This is a genomic window from Buttiauxella sp. JUb87 (genome assembly GCF_004361975.1).
Taxonomy (GTDB): domain Bacteria; phylum Pseudomonadota; class Gammaproteobacteria; order Enterobacterales; family Enterobacteriaceae; genus Buttiauxella; species Buttiauxella ferragutiae.
The window spans coordinates 100,502-117,929 of record NZ_SNVY01000011.1; the positions used below are offsets into that span (position 1 = coordinate 100,502).

Here is a 17,428-nt window from a genome sequence, read left to right on the forward strand (position 1 = left end):
GCAAAAAAAAGCCCCGCCTAAACAGGCAGGGCTTCAATGCTTTGCAGGAAAGAAACTTACGCTTCTTTGCCGCCACGACCCGCGCGTTTGCGGTCGTTTTCAGTCAGGTGACGTTTACGAATACGGACAGAAGTTGGAGTCACTTCTACCAGTTCGTCGTCATCGATGAATTCCAGAGCTTGCTCCAGAGACATCTTCAGTGCTGGGACCAGAGTGGTTGCTTCGTCAGTACCAGAAGCACGCATGTTGGTCAGTTTCTTACCGGTCAGGCAGTTTACAGTCAGGTCGTTAGAACGACTGTGAATACCGATGATCTGGCCTTCGTAAACTTCTGCACCGTGGCCCAGGAACAACTTGCCGCGATCTTGCAGACCGAACAGAGCAAACGCAACCGCTTTACCCTGGCCGTTAGAGATCAGCACGCCGTTCTGACGCTGGCCGATTTCGCCTGGTTTCACGTCGTCGTAATGGCTGAATGTGGAGTACAGCAGACCCGTACCAGAAGTCATGGTCATGAACTCAGTACGGAAGCCGATCAGGCCACGTGCTGGAATCAGGTAATCCAGACGGATACGGCCTTTGCCGTCAGGGATCATGTCTTTGACATCACCCTTACGCTCGCCCATCGCCTGCATCACAGAACCCTGGTGTTGTTCTTCGATATCCAGAGTCACGTTCTCGAACGGCTCTTGCATACGACCATCGATCATACGGTTGATTACTTTCGGACGGGACACAGCCAGTTCGAAGCCTTCACGACGCATGTTTTCGATAAGAACAGACAGGTGCAGCTCACCACGACCGGATACACGGAATGCATCCGCATCTTCGGTTTCTTCAACACGCAGTGCGACGTTGTGCACCAGCTCTTTGTTCAGGCGGTCAAGGATCTGACGAGAGGTAACAAATTTACCTTCTTTGCCACAGAACGGAGAGGTGTTGACGTTGAAGAACATGGTAACAGTTGGTTCATCAACAGACAGTGCTGGCAGCGCTTCAACATTTTGCGTGTCGCAAAGGGTGTCGGAGATGTTCAGCTCGCCCAGACCGGTAATCGCGATGATGTCGCCGGCTTCCGCTTCGGTGGATTCAATACGCTCCAGGCCGAGGTGGGTCAGTACTTTACCGACTTTACCGTTACGAGTTTTACCTTCGCTGTCGATGATAGTGATTTGCTGGTTAGGCTTCACTTTACCGCGTTTGATGCGACCGATGCCGATAACACCAACGTAGTTGTTGTAATCGAGCTGGGAGATTTGCATCTGGAACGGACCATCAAGGTCAACGCTTGGTGCTTTAACGTGGTCAACAATCGCCTGGTACAGCGGGGTCATGTCTTCCGCCATATCACCGTGATCGTTACCTGCGATACCCATCAACGCTGATGCGTAGATGATTGGGAAATCGAGTTGCTCGTCAGTAGCGTCAAGGTTTACGAACAGGTCGAACACCTGATCAACAACCCAGTCAGGACGCGCGCCAGGACGGTCAACTTTGTTGATAACAACAATTGGCTTCAAACCATGAGCAAATGCCTTCTTGGTTACGAAGCGCGTCTGCGGCATTGGGCCATCCATTGCATCAACGACCAGCAGAACGGAGTCTACCATGGACATTACACGTTCAACTTCACCACCGAAGTCGGCGTGCCCAGGGGTATCAACGATGTTGATACGGTAGTCATTCCATTTGATAGCGGTGTTTTTAGCGAGGATGGTAATCCCACGCTCTTTCTCCAAATCGTTGGAGTCCATCACGCGTTCAGTGGCTTCAGCACGGTCGTTACTGAAAGTACCAGATTGCTGCAGCAGCTTATCAACCAGGGTAGTTTTACCATGGTCAACGTGCGCGATGATGGCGATATTACGCAGATTTTCGATCACAACTTTGCCTCAGGCATTAGAAATAGCGCGTTATTGTACACGTATTAATCGAAGGACATAACAGGATCACAAAGAACTTTTACAAACAATGTTGAAAGTAAGGGTTTGTGATCGCTTTCACGGAGCAAAAAAGGGAGCCACAACGAAAATTGCACCAATATGGTGCTCAAATCTCAGACTGAAGCACTACATTGGTGCAAACTATCCATCATGGTGCATCCCTTTTGCACTATGGTGCGCATGATAGCGCCTTTTTAGGGTAATTTAAAAGTTGGCACAGATTTCGCTTTAAACATTTTAGGGCGAATAGCCAAACGAAGAAAGTATTGAACACCTCGTTACCACGACGACAATGACCAATCCGGGAGAGTTAAGTATGTCCGCTGAACACGTTTTGACGATGCTGAATGAACACGAAGTGAAGTTTGTAGATTTGCGCTTCACTGACACCAAAGGTAAAGAACAGCACGTCACTATCCCTGCTCATCAGGTTACTGCTGACTTCTTCGAAGAAGGCAAAATGTTTGATGGTTCTTCAATTGGTGGCTGGAAAGGCATCAATGAATCCGACATGGTTCTGATGCCAGATGCGTCTACCGCTGTTATTGACCCATTCTTCGCTGATTCTACGCTGATCATTCGTTGCGACATTCTTGAGCCTGGCACCATGCAGGGTTATGACCGCGATCCACGCTCCATTTCCAAGCGTGCTGAAGACTACCTGCGTTCTACTGGCATCGCCGATACCGTACTGTTCGGGCCAGAACCAGAGTTCTTCTTGTTCGACGACGTTCGTTTCGGTAGCTCCATCTCCGGTTCTCACGTGGCTATCGATGATATCGAAGGTGCATGGAACAGCGGCACCAAATACGAGGGCGGCAACAAAGGCCACCGTCCTGCTGTTAAAGGCGGTTACTTCCCAGTTCCTCCGGTTGACTCCGCACAAGACCTGCGTTCTGCAATGTGTCTGACTATGGAGCAAATGGGCCTGGTTGTTGAAGCTCACCACCACGAAGTAGCAACTGCTGGTCAGAACGAAGTGGCTACCCGCTTCAACACCATGACTAAAAAAGCAGATGAGATTCAGATCTACAAATATGTGGTTCACAACGTTGCTCATGCTTACGGCAAAACAGCGACCTTTATGCCAAAACCAATGTTTGGCGATAACGGTTCTGGTATGCACTGCCATATGTCCCTGGCTAAGAACGGTGTAAACCTGTTCGCTGGTGACAAATATGCTGGCCTGTCTGAGCAAGCGCTGTACTACATCGGCGGTGTTATCAAACACGCTAAAGCCATCAACGCCCTGGCTAACCCAACCACCAACTCCTACAAGCGTCTGGTCCCGGGTTACGAAGCTCCAGTTATGCTGGCTTACTCTGCAGCTAACCGTTCCGCTTCAATCCGTATCCCAGTAGTTGCGTCTCCGAAAGCACGTCGTATCGAAGTGCGCTTCCCGGACCCAGCGGCTAACCCGTACCTGTGCTTCGCAGCACTGCTGATGGCTGGTCTTGATGGTATCAAGAACAAAATCCATCCGGGCGAAGCAATGGACAAAAACCTGTACGACTTGCCTCCAGAAGAAGCAAAAGAGATCCCACAAGTTGCAGGCTCTCTGGAAGAAGCACTGAACTGCCTGAACGAAGACCGCGAGTTCCTGACTGCGGGCGGCGTGTTCACTGATGAAGCTATCGATGCTTACATCGCGCTGCGTATCGAAGAAAACGACCGCGTGCGTATGACTCCGCACCCAGTCGAGTTTGAACTGTATTACAGCGTTTAATGACGTTGAGCAGATTGCTGACAAAATTCACTAAACAGGTGTTGTAGGGCTGCGCTTATCCGACCTACGAAGTGGTTTGTCATCAGTCTCAGAAGATTTTTAGTTGCCGTGGAAACTTTTAGCCCATCTCAGGATGGGCTTTTTTCTCCACAAATAATCTGCTGCAACAATATCTTTTGCTGCCAGGAAACTATAATGCACCATCACAGTGCAAATTATCGGAGACTGCTGTATGGCAACCGGCACGCTGCCCGATGCTGGGCAGATCCTGAATTCTTTAATCAATAGCATTTTACTGGTCGATGACGAACTGGCGGTTCATTACGCCAATCCGGCGGCACAGCAACTTTTGGCGCAAAGTTCACGCAAGCTGTACGGCACACCGTTACCAGAGCTGTTGAGTTACTTTTCACTAAATATTGGCTTGATGCAGGAAAGCCTGACCTCCGGCCAGGGTTTTACCGATAACGAAGTCACGCTGGTTATCGATAGCCGCTCCCACATTCTTTCCCTGACAGCACAACGTTTACCAGAAGGTTTCATCCTGATGGAAATGGCGCCGATGGATAACCAACGACGTTTAAGTCAGGAACAGTTACAGCAGGCGCAGCAAATTGCCGCTCGTGACTTAGTACGTGGGCTGGCTCATGAGATTAAAAATCCACTTGGTGGGTTACGTGGTGCCGCGCAATTACTGGCAAAAGCCTTACCCGATCCTTCGCTCACTGAATACACCAAGGTGATTATTGAGCAGGCTGATCGTTTACGTAATCTGGTCGACAGGCTGTTAGGCCCGCAGCAACCTGGCATGCACGTTACTGAAAGTATTCATAAAGTTACCGAAAGGGTGATGAAACTGGTGTCGATGGAATTACCTGCCAACGTGTCGCTGGTAAGAGATTACGACCCAAGTTTGCCTGAGTTAGCGCACGACCCAGACCAAATTGAACAGATTTTATTGAATATTGTGCGCAACGCGCTTCAGGCGCTCGGCAGCGATGGTGGTGAGATTGTGTTACGCACGCGTACCGCCTTTCAAATTACGCTGCACGGTACTCGTTACCGACTGGCTGCACGAATTGATGTTGAAGACAACGGTCCGGGTATTCCGGCCCATCTGCAGGACACACTATTCTACCCAATGGTGAGTGGCCGTGAAGGAGGGACAGGATTGGGTCTTTCTATTGCACGCAACTTGATCGATCAGCATTCGGGAAAAATCGAATTTAACAGTTGGCCAGGTCATACCGAGTTTTCGGTTTACCTGCCCATTCGTAAGTAGAGGTCTTTATGCAACGAGGGATAGTTTGGATCGTTGATGACGATAGCTCCATCCGTTGGGTGTTGGAACGCGCACTAACAGGGGCTGGTTTAAGCTGCACCACATTTGAAAGTGGCACTGAAGTCCTGAATGCTCTTGCAACCAAAACCCCGGACGTTTTGTTATCTGATATTCGCATGCCCGGCATGGATGGCCTGGCGCTGCTAAAGCAGATTAAACAACGCCACCCGATGTTGCCGGTCATCATAATGACCGCTCATTCAGACCTTGAGGCGGCCGTGAGTGCCTATCAGCAGGGTGCTTTTGATTACCTGCCTAAACCCTTTGATATTGATGAAGCGGTGGCTCTGGTTGAACGCGCCATCAGCCACTATCAGGAACAGCAGCAACCGCGCAATGTGCAGGTTAATGGGCCAACCACCGATATTATTGGTGAAGCGCCTGCGATGCAGGATGTGTTCAGGATCATTGGCCGCCTCTCCCGGTCATCAATAAGTGTGCTGATTAACGGTGAATCCGGTACGGGTAAAGAGTTAGTCGCCCATGCCTTGCATCGCCACAGCCCACGGGTGAAATCCCCTTTTATTGCGCTGAATATGGCTGCCATCCCAAAGGATTTGATTGAGTCTGAGCTGTTTGGCCATGAGAAAGGGGCTTTTACCGGCGCTAATCAAATTCGGCAAGGCCGTTTCGAGCAGGCTGACGGCGGCACACTGTTCCTCGATGAAATCGGCGATATGCCGCTGGACGTGCAAACTCGTTTGCTGCGCGTGTTGGCTGACGGACAGTTTTATCGTGTTGGCGGTTATGCGCCGGTAAAAGTTGATGTGCGAATTATTGCCGCAACGCACCAGAACCTTGAGTTACGCGTGCAGGAAGGGAAATTCCGTGAGGATTTATTCCATCGCCTGAACGTAATTCGCGTGCATTTGCCACCCCTGCGCGAACGCCGCGAAGATATTCCGCGTCTGACTCGTCATTTCTTGCAAGATGCTGCAAAAGAGTTAGGTGTGGAAGCCAAGCAGCTTCATCCCGAAACCGAAACAGCATTAACGCGTTTGGCCTGGCCTGGAAACGTGCGCCAACTGGAAAATACCTGTCGCTGGTTAACGGTCATGGCGGCAGGCCAGGAAGTATTGATTCAGGACTTGCCTGCCGAGTTGTTCGAGACAACCATTCCCGATAGCCCGGCACATTCTCAATCCGACAGTTGGGCAACTTTACTGGCGCAATGGGCAGATCGCGCATTACGTTCCGGTCATCAGAATTTACTCTCTGAAGCTCAGCCAGAAATGGAACGCACACTGCTAACGACGGCACTGCGGCATACGCAAGGCCACAAGCAGGAAGCGGCTCGTTTACTTGGCTGGGGGCGCAATACCCTGACGCGTAAGTTGAAAGAGTTGGGGATGGAATAACAAAAAGGCGGCTTACAAGCCGCCTTTAGTTTTATATCACGCGCGAGAACTGCTGAAGGCGTGCCTTCTGGCGCAAGTAAGTATCAAAGCACATGCAGATATTACGGATTAGCAGACGGCCTTTAGCTGTCACCTGAATGTGTTTACCATCAACATCCACCAGCCCATCTTTCGCCAATGGTGCCAGTAATTTCAGATCCTCGGCAAAGTACTCTGCAAAATCTAAATCCCAAAGCTGTTCAATTTCGGCAAATTTAAGCTGGAAATTACAAATCAATGCTTTGATAACATCACGACGGATGCAGTCATCGCGGGTGAGTGCCAGGCCGCGCCACAGCGCATCGCCCTGCTGATCAACCTGCTGATAATATGTTTTAAGCTCTTTCTGGTTCTGCGCGTAGCAGTCGCCAATCATGCTGATGGCAGAAACGCCCATTCCCAGCAGGTCGGTATCACCCTGAGTGGTGTAGCCCTGGAAGTTACGGTGCAGTTTCCCTTCGCGTTGAGCAATCGCCAGTTCGTCATCTGGCCGCGCAAAGTGGTCCATGCCAATAAACTGATATCCCGCATGGGTCAGCGAACCGATGGTTTCTTGCAGAATGTCGAGTTTTTGCTGGGCGCTCGGTAAGTCTTCGTCTTTAATTTTGCGCTGTGCTGCAAACAACGTCGGCAAGTGCGCGTAGTTAAAAACGCTTAAACGGTGAGGACTAAGTTCTGCAACACGCTTGAGCGTGAAGGCAAAGCTTTCTGGCGTCTGCTTTGGCAGGCCGTAGATCAAGTCAATATTGGTCGAGGTGAAGCCAAGTTCTCGCGCTCGCTGAATCAGCGCGAAGATAAACTCTTCGTCTTGCTCACGGTTAACCAGGCGCTGCACTTCTTTGTTGAAATCCTGCACTCCCATGCTCAGGCGGGTAAACCCTTCCTGGCGCAAATGGTCCAGCACATCGAGTTCGATTTCACGCGGATCGATTTCAATGGACAGCTCAGCATCTTCATCGAAATTGAAATGACCCCGTAGAAGCCCCATCAGACGGCTTATCTGCGCTTTACTGAGGTAAGTTGGTGTACCACCGCCCCAATGCAACTGACTGACGTGACGACCTTTAAAGAGCGGTGCACGATGGGCTATCTCTTGTTCAAGCGCATCAAGGTATTGATCAGCCTTATGCGTCTGGCGGGTCACAATTTTATTGCAGCCGCAGAAGTAGCAAAGTTTATGGCAGAACGGGATATGAACGTACAGCGAAAGCGGGCGCTCAGGATAACGAGCCACCGCTTCAAGAAATGCCGCCTCACCGAAGCCTTCTGAGAACTCCAGCGCGGTGGGATAAGAGGTATAACGTGGCCCTGAATAATTATATTTCTGGATCAGGGCCAGATCCCAATCGATTAACTGCTCAGACATGCTTACTTCCTCCGGTGATGCCGCATTCGTTGACGGCGCAACGATTTTTGCAATCGCGACAACCGCCGTAGTTTAACGAATAACCACAGCAGATAACACACCAGAGGAATAACCACGATAAGAACAGGTAATTCCATTGCGAAAGACCGTTAATCAGTGCCTTTGAGCAGGCGCATCAAATCATCGCCCTTCTCTTTTTCTTCTTCATCTTCGTCATCTTCATAGGCGATGCCGAGTTCTGCCATTAGCGCATCAATACGATCAAGCTTAGCGTTAACCCACGCCTGCTCTTCTGCATTAAGCGTTTCACCTTCTTCAAGACGTTCCAGCAGCGCGTCCAGGCGCTCATCATTTTCCAGCAAATCCAGTTCAGCCTGTGGTGTGAGCATAGGTTTCTCGATTTTAGGTTTGTGCTGTTTAGGTTTTTTGACCTGGACTTCAGTTACACCCAGGGCGATTGGTTTTTTACTGCCAATGCGCGGATCTTTAGCCTGACTGCTGCCACTTCCACTTTTCGCTTGAACACCGCCAGTTGCACGGCTACCCGCTGCATGCCCGCTGTGTTTTTTATCACGTTTACGGTCACGTGCTTCACGATCGATCTCTTCACGCGTTTTACGACGTGCTTTTGAAGGCTTGGAACCAGGTGCTGCTGAGTTTTGTTGCTTCATAATAAATTATCTTGAGCCATTTTTATTCAGTATAGAATTGCGGCGGAATCTAGCAGAAAGCAAGCAAAGAAAAAAGGCGGCAGGTTAACCTGTCGCCTTTTTCTTGTCTCTGGACCGTTATCTGGTCACACAATCCCTGTTCGCACTCGACGCCCTGTCTATCCTTTGCAAACAACTTCCGTGTAAATCCTTGTCCCTTTTAAACGTCTCCAGACGTTGCCTCCTGGCACTTCCCTGGTTCTTCGCCATCCTGACGATCCTGAACCCTCATCCTGAGTTGCTATCCTTTGTGGCTCTCCTTTGCCTGTGCCGCTTACTTTACTCTTAGCGCCTGGTTCTACAAGGTAGGTATTTGTGTTAAGGCATTGATACAATCAATCAATATCGTCTTAATATGCTGTTTTATAAAGTATTTTAATAATGTCTGCATTTATCAACGCTGCGTTGTCTGCCAGTATGAATGGTCAATGTCTTACAAACTGCAGGCGTATCTCTGTAATCCTGTAAGCCTTGCTGAGAAACACGGCGTTTTCGCCACGTTCAGGTATAATCCCCCACAATGCTCATCCTGAGGGAGACAACCGTTTTGAAAAACTGGAATTATCAACTGACCCACTTCGTGCTTAGCGCACCGGATATTCGCCATTTACCTTCTGATACTGGTATTGAGGTTGCTTTCGCAGGCCGCTCTAACGCAGGGAAATCCAGCGCATTAAATACGCTGACTAATCAGAAAGCACTGGCTCGTACCAGTAAAACACCTGGCCGTACTCAGCTCATCAACTTGTTTGAAGTGGCTGAAGGCTTACGTGTGGTGGATTTACCGGGCTATGGCTACGCCGAAGTACCGGAAGAAGTAAAACTGAAATGGCAGCGCGCGCTTGGTGAATACCTGCAAAAGCGTAATAGCCTGAAAGGACTAGTGGTGCTGATGGATATCCGTCATCCGCTTAAAGACCTTGATCAGCAAATGATTCACTGGGCCGTTGCGAGCAACATTCCAGTCATGCTGCTGTTAACCAAGGCCGACAAGCTGGCATCTGGCGCTCGTAAAGCGCAGTTAAATATGGTGCGTGAAGCGGTTGTGGACTTTAACGGTGATATTCAGGTAGAAGCGTTTTCGTCGCTGAAGAAAATTGGTGTCGATGTACTGCGTCATAAGCTTGATGGCTGGTACAACGATATTCCACCAGCAACTGAAGAAGACGACGTAGAAGAAGAAGACGACGAAGCAACTGGCGAATAAAAATAGGCATGGGTTCGCCCGTGCTTTTCCTTTCTTTCCTGACTCGCGCCCAATAAAAAACGCCCCAGTCATTACTGACTGGGGCGGCTAAAATATTCAGCCAAATCCGATTACGTGAAGTAAAAGGTCTGAAAGATAGAACATCTTACCTCTGTACCCTACGCGAATAACTCTACTCCTTTTTATTAGGATGAAAAAGTACTTTTTGTAGTTTTTTTTCACCCTTTACACTTCAATCTTGAAGCACCATCACAAAAAGCTATGACTTATGTTCTTTAGTTACATAACCAGCTGCAAATTAGTGCGCTTCATCCCAATTTGCGCCACTGCCAACTTCCACCAATAGCGGCACATCCAGTTTCATGCTGCCTTCCATCAGTTCGTGGACTTTCTTCGATACAGCTTCCAAATCATCCTGATGAACTTCAAAGACCAGTTCATCGTGTACCTGCATGATCATTTTTACGCGTGGCTTCTCTGTTTCAAGCCAGGCATCGACAGCAATCATCGCGCGTTTGATGATATCAGCCGCCGTTCCCTGCATCGGGGCATTGATAGCCGCACGTTCAGCACCAGCACGACGAGCCGCATTACTAGAATTGATGTCCGGTAAATACAGGCGGCGTCCATCCAGAGTTTCGACATAACCCTGCTCTTTCGCCTGCTTGCGGGTGCGTTCCATATATTCCAGCACACCAGGATAGCGTTCAAAGTAGAGATCCATGTATTTCTGCGACTCTTTACGCGGGATATTGAGCTGGCGTGACAAACCAAATGCGCTCATGCCGTAAATCAGACCGAAGTTAATCGCTTTAGCGCTGCGGCGTTGCTCACCAGAAACACTATCCAACGGAATACCAAATACTTCAGCGGCTGTCGCACGGTGAATATCTTTGCCTTCGGCAAATGCAGTCAGTAAGCCCTTATCACGAGACAAATGCGCCATGATGCGCAGTTCGATTTGCGAGTAGTCGGCAGAAACGATCAGATAATCTTTTGGTGCAATAAAGGCCTGGCGAATGCGACGCCCTTCTTCATTTCGTACCGGAATGTTTTGCAGATTCGGTTCGGTCGAAGACAAACGCCCGGTCGCAGCCACAGCCTGATGATAGGAAGTATGTACACGGCCCGTTTTCGGGTTAATCATTAACGGCAGCTTATCGGTATAAGTCGATTTCAGCTTCGCCAGGCCACGGTGTTCAAGGATAACTTTAGGCAGCGGGTAATCCAGAGCCAGTTCTTCCAGCACTTCTTCAGAAGTTGACGGGGCGCCGCCAGGGGTTTTCTTGAGTGGTTTAATACCCTGTTTTTCAAAAAGAATGGTTTGCAGCTGCTTCGGTGAAGAGAGATTAAACGCTTCGCCTGCAATTTCGTGAGCTGTGATTTCCAGCTCTGCGAGGCGTTTTGTCAGTTGCTCAGAATGAGTATGCAGCACAGCCGGGTCGATCTTCACACCGTTGCGTTCAATACGTGACAACACGGGTACCAGTGGCATTTCGATATTTTTAAAGATACTTAATGGCCCTTCACGCTTTTCAAGCTTCGGCCACATTTTCAAATGCAGCTGTAAAGTCACGTCAGCATCTTCTGCGGCATAACGCCCGGCCTGCTCCAGATCTATTTGGTTAAAGGTCAGTTGCTTTTTGCCCTTGCCAGCAATCTCTTCGAAGGTGATGGTGGTGTGTTTCAGCCAACGAGCGGACAGGCTGTCCATATCGTGGCGGCCTGCAACGCTATCAAGAATGTAGGATTCAAGCATGGTATCGAACGCAATTCCACGAAGTTCGATATCGTAGTTCTGCATGATGCCACGGTCATACTTCAGGTTCTGGCCAACTTTAAGCACGCTTTCATCTTCAAGTAATGGCTTCAGAAGTTCGAGCGCACGCTCACGAGGAATTTGTACCGGAGCGTCTAAATAGTCATGTGCGACAGGGATGTAGCACGCAACACCCGGTTCAGTGGCAAATGACAGACCAACCAGGTTCGCACTGATGTTATCCAGGCTATCGGTTTCGGTATCAAAGGCGACGACTGGCGCTTTTTTCAGACGGGTAATCCACTCTTCCAGCACGGTTTCGTCAAGAATAGTGACGTAGTTGTCATAAGAAAGCACATTAGCTGGCTCTTCCGGCTCAACGTCAGCTTCAATCTCGACGGTTTTTGGCGATTGTGCAGCCGGTTTCGCGCCCTTAACCTGCATCCACTTGCCTGCTTCAACATCGGTAATCCAGCGTTTGAATTCGTATTGTTTGAACAGATCCAGAAGCTCTTCATCCGCCGGTTGCTGCACTTCTAATTGCTCGCAGCCCAGCTCAAGTTCCACATCTGTTTTGATGGTGGCCAGTTTATAGGAGAGGTAAGCCAGGTCTTTGCTTTGCTCAAGCTTCGCCGCCATAGTTTTCGCACCACGGAACGTCAGTTCTGCGATTTTCTCTGGATTAGCGTACAGCGTATCCAGACCACCTAAACCCTGGAGTAGTGCCTGTGCTGTTTTCTCGCCAACGCCCGGAACACCAGGAATGTTATCCGACGAGTCGCCCATTAAGGCCAGGAAATCGATAATCAGTTCAGGAGGCACACCATATTTAGTGCGAACTTCATCTGGGCCAAGGATGGTGTTAGTCATGGTGTTGATAAGCGTCACACTCGGTGTAACCAGTTGCGCCATATCTTTATCGCCAGTACTGATAAGTACCGGACGGCCCACACGTTCCGCCTCAAGTGCAAGCGTGCCAATAACGTCGTCAGCTTCCACGCCAGAAACCGCCAGTAGTGGTAATCCCATGGCTTTTACCATTGCATGCAGAGGTTCGATTTGTGCTCGCAGATCGTCAGGCATAGGCGGACGATGAGATTTATAGTGTTCAAACAACTCGTCACGGAAGGTTTTACCTTTGGCATCAAACACTACTGCGGCATGAGTCGGCTGGTACTGCAACAGCAAACTACGCAGCATGTTCAGCACGCCGTACATTGCCCCGGTCGGTTCACCCTTGCTATTAGTCAGCGGTGGGAAGGCGTGATAGGCACGATAGAGATAAGAGGAGCCATCAACGAGGATAAGTGGATTTTGCGCGATCTGAACCATAATGTTCCGTTCCGTGACTGGTTTTAGTTTATAGCTAAAGGATGCCATAGCCTGGCTGAAAACATGAACTTTTGAGGAAGATAAGGTGAAAAGTTTTGTTGATCTTCGAGATCTGCCTCAAGATCAACATTGTGGATAAGTTTGTGCATAGTTTTTTAAGCAATTGATTGTTAAGTTCGAAAGAAATTATCTTTCGATTAAATATCATTATTTTTCAATGCACTACATTTAAGGCATTCACTGAGAAGACATTTTGTGCGTAATCGATAAATGTGGATATAAAAATAAATTATGTAATAGACCGAAATTATTCAAAGCCTATGGTATGTATGTTTTTTATTGAGCAGTTTTAGTGTCATCCATGCTGATAAACTTCTGATAAAATTCAGCCCTATTATTCTTCTTCCAGCACCAGACACTCTCTAACCAACTGAAAAACTTATTTATGTCGAGATTATTCGCCGCGATAACTTTGATTCTGAGTGTCGCTCTTACTATCGTGGTCACTGTAGCCTGCTCAGTACCTATTATTATTGCTGGCATCATCAAGCTACTCTTACCCGTTCCCATCATCTGGCGCTCAATCTCGGTATTTGCTGATTTCATGATGTACTGCTGGTGTGAAGGATTGGCTTTTTTGCTCAGGCTAAATCCACATCTAAAATGGGACGTTGAAGGGCTCGACGATCTCAGCAAAAAAAACTGGTACCTACTAATTTGTAATCACCGAAGCTGGGCGGACATCGTCATTTTGTGCGTCCTGTTTCGCAAACATATCCCAATGAATAAGTACTTTTTAAAACAACAGCTCGCCTGGGTGCCATTTATGGGTTTGGCTTGTTGGGCTTTGGATATGCCTTTCATGAAACGTTACTCGCGAGGGTATTTATTGCGTCACCCAGAGCAACGCGGCAAAGATGTGGAAACCACTCGCCGCTCTTGCGAAAAATTTCGCTCTCACCCAACGACAATAGTGAATTTTGTCGAAGGGTCGAGATTCACTAAAGAGAAGCGTTTACAGACTCGCTCGGCTTTTCAAAACCTGCTTCCACCTAAAGCAGCTGGAATTGCAATGGCTCTCAACGTGTTGGGGAAACAGTTCGATAAGCTGCTGAATGTGACGATTTGTTATCCTGAAAATGCACAAAGCCCATTTTATGACATGTTAAGCGGGAAGATGACGCGAATTGTGGTGAGGGTGTCGCTGGTGCCAATTGCAGAGGATCTGCATGGCGATTATGTGAATGACAAAGCTTTTAAACGTCGCTTCCAGCAATGGTTGAATGCGTTGTGGCATGAGAAAGATCAACTACTGACAAACATCAAACAATAGAAGAAAGCCGGTCATTGACCGGCTTTCTTTGTTATTTCTTTTCAACCAGGAACTTGGCGACTTCAGCATATTGCTGAATAAACATGTCCATATTGCTGGTGTCCATGCCTTGTGGATTCAACTGATACTTTCCGTTTACAAACATAGCGGGAACGCCTTGCAGTTGCAGATCTGCCGCAGCTTTCTCTTGCTGAGCAACCAATGATTTCACAACAAAACTGTTCCAGGCAGCATCGTACTCTTCTGGTTTAACGCCAGCAGTGATGAATACCTGGCGGATATCAGCAACATTTTGGATAGTCTGAGTTTTCTGCACAGCTTCAAACATTGGAGCGGTAATTTTGTCTTCCACGCCCAATGCCAGTGCAACAGCCCATGCCTGAGTTAAATCCTTGCCCAATGGGCCCAGGAACTCAACATGGTACTTTGTCATCTTAGTGCCTTCTGGCAGCTTTTTCTTCACATTATCAGAGACATGAAGAACCTCTTCAAACTGATAGCAGTGTGGGCAATAGAAGGAGAAAAACTCTAAAACTTGCGGCTCACCGGCGACAGGTTTTTCTAAAGTGATAAACTCTTTTCCATCTTTAAACTGTGCAGCAGACACGCTGAATGCCAGGATCATCCCCGCCAGCGCCAGCCAAATCTTTTTCATCATTGAATCTCTCCTGAATAAATACTGATTAATACATTGGCGTTAATGTTAGTGGTGGTTCACGTAGAACCCGTACCTGCTCTTTAAAAGTCGCAGTTTGTCCCCGCCAGTAATCTTCGTCTGTAATCCAGGGAAAATTTCTGGGGAAAGCAGGGTCATCCCAGCGCCGAATTATCCACGCGAGATAATAAACCATACGCATTGCTCGTAAAGGTTCTATGAGTGCAATTTCGTCTGAATCAAATGAGGCAAACTCTTCATATGCCTCGACAATCATTTCTAGCTGCATTCTCTGTTCGGCTTTGTCACCATTGAGAAGCATCCAGATATCCTGAACTGCCGGGCCATTTCGGGCATCATCCAGATCGACAAACAAAGGACCATCGCGCCAGAGAATATTCCCTGGATGGCAATCACCATGTAGTCGTAATGGCTGAAAATCGGTATGCCAATGAAGTTGAATTTCTGCTATTAACGCATCGGTGGCGTTGAGAAAGCTCTTCTTCAGGGCTGATGGAATCAAATGCGTCTGCTCAAATATTTCACGCGGCTCAAATAAGTATTCATTTAAGCCCATATCAGGGCGCGCAGAAAATGGCTTACGACGCCCTGTTTGATGGATACGGCCAAGATAACGGCCAACCCATTCCATCTGATCAAGGTTATCCGTTTCGTACTGCCTTCCCCCCAAACTCGGGAACACAGCATACATAAAGCCATTATGGCGTAGTAAGGTGTTGCCATTGAGATGCAAGGGGGCCGCAACCGGAACCTCATCAGCTTGTAACTCAAGCGCAAACTGATGCTCTTCTTCTATTTGCTCAGGTGACCAACGATAGGGGCGATAAAACTTAACCACATAACGTTTACGATCCTCGTCCTGAAACTGGTAGACGCGGTTTTCAAAACTGTTTAATGGGGTCAAGCCGGAATCCACCCGTATACCTTGTTCGAACAAGGCGTCCATGATGGTATCCGGATGTAGTGTTTGAAAATTGAAAGCGCTGCTGTCTGTCATCCAGGCAACCGACTGTAAATACGGATAGTTGAGGATAACATTTCATCGCTGTCAAAGTGGTGCGGCTTACAAGCTTTTACTCTTTAATTACACCACGGGCACGTAACAATGCGGTCTTAAAGTCTTCTTCATAGTCTTTCTGAATGCCAGGAATAACAGCGTCTTTTGCCGAATCACGCATTTTCAGCTGATAAATAAGCACGTCATCAGTGAGATCGGTTAATTCACCGGTATAACCTGACTCTTTACTGAGTTTCTGCAAAAATTGAATCAAGTTGAGGTCTGGCTCTTTCTGCCATGCTGGCTGAAGTAGCTCGAGCAGTTCGTTAAGACGTTTGCATTTCATGATTGTGCTCCTTTCACATGCGAGATGTCACACGTTAGCAGGCTCAAACCCACATTAAAAGAGGCGATATTAGTGAGATGTTTAACGGAAGTTACTGGTGTGGTGCTGTCCGGAGGAAGAGCCACAAGAATGGGGGGTAACGATAAGGGACTAATATACTTCAATGGCCTACCATTATTTGAGCATGTCACCAGAAAGCTCACCTCTCAAGTCAGCAATGTGGTGATCAGTGCGAATAGAAATATCGAAATATATCAATCTATTGGATTACGCGTTCTCAGTGACACATTACCTGATTACCCAGGGCCATTGGCTGGAATGCTATCGGCAATGCAGAACCTCGATAGCGAGTGGTTTTTGTTTTGTCCTTGCGATACACCCAACATTCCCGACGATCTGGCATGCAAACTTTGGGAGCAGAAAGGGGCTTCGCGTGCCGTGTGGGTAAATGATGGGGAACGTGACCATCCAACCATCGCTCTTATACATAAGAAACTCGCTGTATCCCTGGAAAACTATCTGGCTTCGGGAGAACGACGGGTAATGTTTTTTCTCCGAGAGTCTGGTGGGCACAGCGTTCGATTCCAGGATCAGATGAATAACTTCATCAACGTGAATTCACCTGAAGATCTCGCCCAATGGGAGCATAAATAGATGATTCCTCTACTCGCGATTGCCGCCTGGAGTGGCACAGGTAAAACAACGCTTCTTAAGAAACTGATCCCTTTACTCAATGAACGAGGGATCCGCCCTGGGTTAATCAAACATACTCATCATGATGTGGATGTCGATAAACCAGGAAAAGACAGTTACGAATTGCGGAAAGCTGGGGCGGACCAAACGATAGTAGCCAACAAGAATCGTTGGGCATTAATGACTGAAACACCTGAGCAAGAAGAACTGGATTTGCATTGGCTCGCCAGCAGAATGGATTCCAGCTCACTTCATTTGATATTGGTTGAAGGTTTTAAGCATGAAGAGATACCTAAGATCCTGCTTTACAGGGCAGGACTAACGCATAGCGTTGATGAGCTGAAAATAGATAGGAATGTTATTGCCATTTCGAGTGACGTACCGCTACCAAATGTGTCGCTTCCTGTACTGGATATCAACTCACCCATTCAGATTGCTGATTTTATTGCTGACTGGCTTAAGAAGTGAGTATTACCTACGTTCTCGTGGGTATCTTTCTATAAATTGCAGACAGCAAAAAGCCCTGTACGTCAGTACAGGGCTTTTTGCTTAATTGGAGCCTGGCAGTTCCCTACTCTCGCATGGGGAGACCCCACACTAC

Annotated in this window: 15 protein-coding genes; 7 read left to right on the forward strand and 8 right to left on the reverse strand. The window is 48.2% G+C overall.

Annotation, left to right across the window (positions count from 1 at the left end; all coding sequences use genetic code 11):
- Positions 1–56: 56 nt before the first annotated feature.
- A complete protein-coding gene (typA, locus tag EC843_RS22255; protein WP_064541867.1) occupies positions 57–1,883 on the reverse strand; it encodes a ribosome-dependent GTPase TypA in 1,827 nt (608 codons plus the stop codon).
- A 376-nt stretch (positions 1,884–2,259) separates the two neighbouring features.
- Between typA and glnA the strand changes: the two genes are divergently transcribed.
- The 3 genes from glnA (at position 2,260) to glnG (ending at position 6,369) form a co-directional block, all read left to right on the forward strand.
- Entirely contained in the window at positions 2,260–3,669 is a 1,410-nt protein-coding gene (glnA, locus tag EC843_RS22260; RefSeq protein WP_064541871.1) for a glutamate--ammonia ligase, read from the forward strand.
- 232 nt (positions 3,670–3,901) lie between these two features.
- Positions 3,902–4,951: a nitrogen regulation protein NR(II) gene (gene glnL / locus EC843_RS22265; RefSeq protein WP_064541874.1), complete on the forward strand. Its 1,050-nt coding sequence runs from the start codon at positions 3,902–3,904 to the stop codon at positions 4,949–4,951.
- A gap of 8 nt (positions 4,952–4,959) precedes the next feature.
- Entirely contained in the window at positions 4,960–6,369 is a 1,410-nt protein-coding gene (gene glnG / locus EC843_RS22270) for a nitrogen regulation protein NR(I) (protein ID WP_064541876.1), read from the forward strand.
- 31 nt (positions 6,370–6,400) lie between these two features.
- Here glnG and hemN read toward each other — a convergent pair whose 3' ends face one another.
- The gene (hemN, locus tag EC843_RS22275) at positions 6,401–7,774 is read right to left on the reverse strand and encodes an oxygen-independent coproporphyrinogen III oxidase (protein ID WP_064541879.1); all 1,374 of its coding nucleotides are present in this window, start codon (positions 7,772–7,774) and stop codon (positions 6,401–6,403) included.
- A gap of 149 nt (positions 7,775–7,923) precedes the next feature.
- The gene (gene yihI / locus EC843_RS22280; RefSeq protein ID WP_064541882.1) at positions 7,924–8,445 is read right to left on the reverse strand and encodes a Der GTPase-activating protein YihI; all 522 of its coding nucleotides are present in this window, start codon (positions 8,443–8,445) and stop codon (positions 7,924–7,926) included.
- Positions 8,446–9,031: 586 nt separating this feature from the next.
- On the opposite strand from yihI, the gene yihA reads away from it, so the two are divergent.
- Positions 9,032–9,691, forward strand: a complete 660-nt coding sequence (yihA, locus tag EC843_RS22285; RefSeq protein WP_064541921.1) for a ribosome biogenesis GTP-binding protein YihA/YsxC — start codon at positions 9,032–9,034, stop codon at positions 9,689–9,691.
- Positions 9,692–9,989: 298 nt separating this feature from the next.
- Here the strand turns inward: yihA and polA are convergent, their stop codons facing one another.
- Positions 9,990–12,782: a DNA polymerase I gene (polA, locus tag EC843_RS22290; RefSeq protein ID WP_133523072.1), complete on the reverse strand. Its 2,793-nt coding sequence runs from the start codon at positions 12,780–12,782 to the stop codon at positions 9,990–9,992.
- Positions 12,783–13,118: 336 nt separating this feature from the next.
- Positions 13,119–13,388, reverse strand: a complete 270-nt coding sequence (locus EC843_RS24915) for a hypothetical protein (RefSeq protein ID WP_232887166.1) — start codon at positions 13,386–13,388, stop codon at positions 13,119–13,121.
- Between EC843_RS24915 and EC843_RS22295 the strand changes: the two genes are divergently transcribed.
- Positions 13,282–14,115 carry an acyltransferase gene (locus EC843_RS22295; RefSeq protein WP_232887165.1) on the forward strand — a complete coding sequence of 278 codons (834 nt, stop codon included), beginning with the start codon at positions 13,282–13,284 and terminating at the stop codon, positions 14,113–14,115. The two genes, EC843_RS24915 and EC843_RS22295, sit on opposite strands and share 107 nt — an antisense overlap.
- A gap of 31 nt (positions 14,116–14,146) precedes the next feature.
- Here the strand turns inward: EC843_RS22295 and dsbA are convergent, their stop codons facing one another.
- From dsbA to EC843_RS22310, 3 genes are all read right to left on the reverse strand, one after another.
- Entirely contained in the window at positions 14,147–14,770 is a 624-nt protein-coding gene (dsbA, locus tag EC843_RS22300; protein WP_064541924.1) for a thiol:disulfide interchange protein DsbA, read from the reverse strand.
- A gap of 28 nt (positions 14,771–14,798) precedes the next feature.
- The gene (locus EC843_RS22305; RefSeq protein WP_064541891.1) at positions 14,799–15,788 is read right to left on the reverse strand and encodes a serine/threonine protein kinase; all 990 of its coding nucleotides are present in this window, start codon (positions 15,786–15,788) and stop codon (positions 14,799–14,801) included.
- A gap of 76 nt (positions 15,789–15,864) precedes the next feature.
- Positions 15,865–16,134, reverse strand: coding sequence for a YihD family protein (locus EC843_RS22310; protein ID WP_064541894.1), 270 nt, complete (start codon positions 16,132–16,134; stop codon positions 15,865–15,867).
- Positions 16,135–16,158: 24 nt separating this feature from the next.
- Between EC843_RS22310 and mobA the strand changes: the two genes are divergently transcribed.
- On the forward strand, positions 16,159–16,788 hold the full coding sequence (gene mobA, locus EC843_RS22315; RefSeq protein WP_074388502.1) for a molybdenum cofactor guanylyltransferase MobA: 630 nt from the start codon (positions 16,159–16,161) through the stop codon (positions 16,786–16,788).
- On the forward strand, positions 16,789–17,295 hold the full coding sequence (gene mobB / locus EC843_RS22320; protein ID WP_064541900.1) for a molybdopterin-guanine dinucleotide biosynthesis protein MobB: 507 nt from the start codon (positions 16,789–16,791) through the stop codon (positions 17,293–17,295).
- The last annotated feature ends 133 nt before the right edge of the window (positions 17,296–17,428 follow it).

Excerpts from the sequence above, each read along its gene's own strand:
- yihI (WP_064541882.1), bottom strand. The coding sequence starts at position 8,445 with ATGAAGCAACAAAACTCAGCAGCACCTGGTTCCAAGCCTTCAAAAGCA.
- dsbA (WP_064541924.1), bottom strand. The coding sequence starts at position 14,770 with ATGAAAAAGATTTGGCTGGCGCTGGCGGGGATGATCCTGGCATTCAGC.
- polA (WP_133523072.1), bottom strand. The coding sequence starts at position 12,782 with ATGGTTCAGATCGCGCAAAATCCACTTATCCTCGTTGATGGCTCCTCT.
- glnA (WP_064541871.1), top strand. The coding sequence starts at position 2,260 with ATGTCCGCTGAACACGTTTTGACGATGCTGAATGAACACGAAGTGAAG.
- EC843_RS22310 (WP_064541894.1), bottom strand. The coding sequence starts at position 16,134 with ATGAAATGCAAACGTCTTAACGAACTGCTCGAGCTACTTCAGCCAGCA.
- glnG (WP_064541876.1), top strand. The coding sequence starts at position 4,960 with ATGCAACGAGGGATAGTTTGGATCGTTGATGACGATAGCTCCATCCGT.
- EC843_RS24915 (WP_232887166.1), bottom strand. The coding sequence starts at position 13,388 with ATGAAATCAGCAAATACCGAGATTGAGCGCCAGATGATGGGAACGGGT.
- mobB (WP_064541900.1), top strand. The coding sequence starts at position 16,789 with ATGATTCCTCTACTCGCGATTGCCGCCTGGAGTGGCACAGGTAAAACA.
- EC843_RS22305 (WP_064541891.1), bottom strand. The coding sequence starts at position 15,788 with ATGACAGACAGCAGCGCTTTCAATTTTCAAACACTACATCCGGATACC.
- glnL (WP_064541874.1), top strand. The coding sequence starts at position 3,902 with ATGGCAACCGGCACGCTGCCCGATGCTGGGCAGATCCTGAATTCTTTA.
- hemN (WP_064541879.1), bottom strand. The coding sequence starts at position 7,774 with ATGTCTGAGCAGTTAATCGATTGGGATCTGGCCCTGATCCAGAAATAT.
- mobA (WP_074388502.1), top strand. The coding sequence starts at position 16,159 with ATGTCACACGTTAGCAGGCTCAAACCCACATTAAAAGAGGCGATATTA.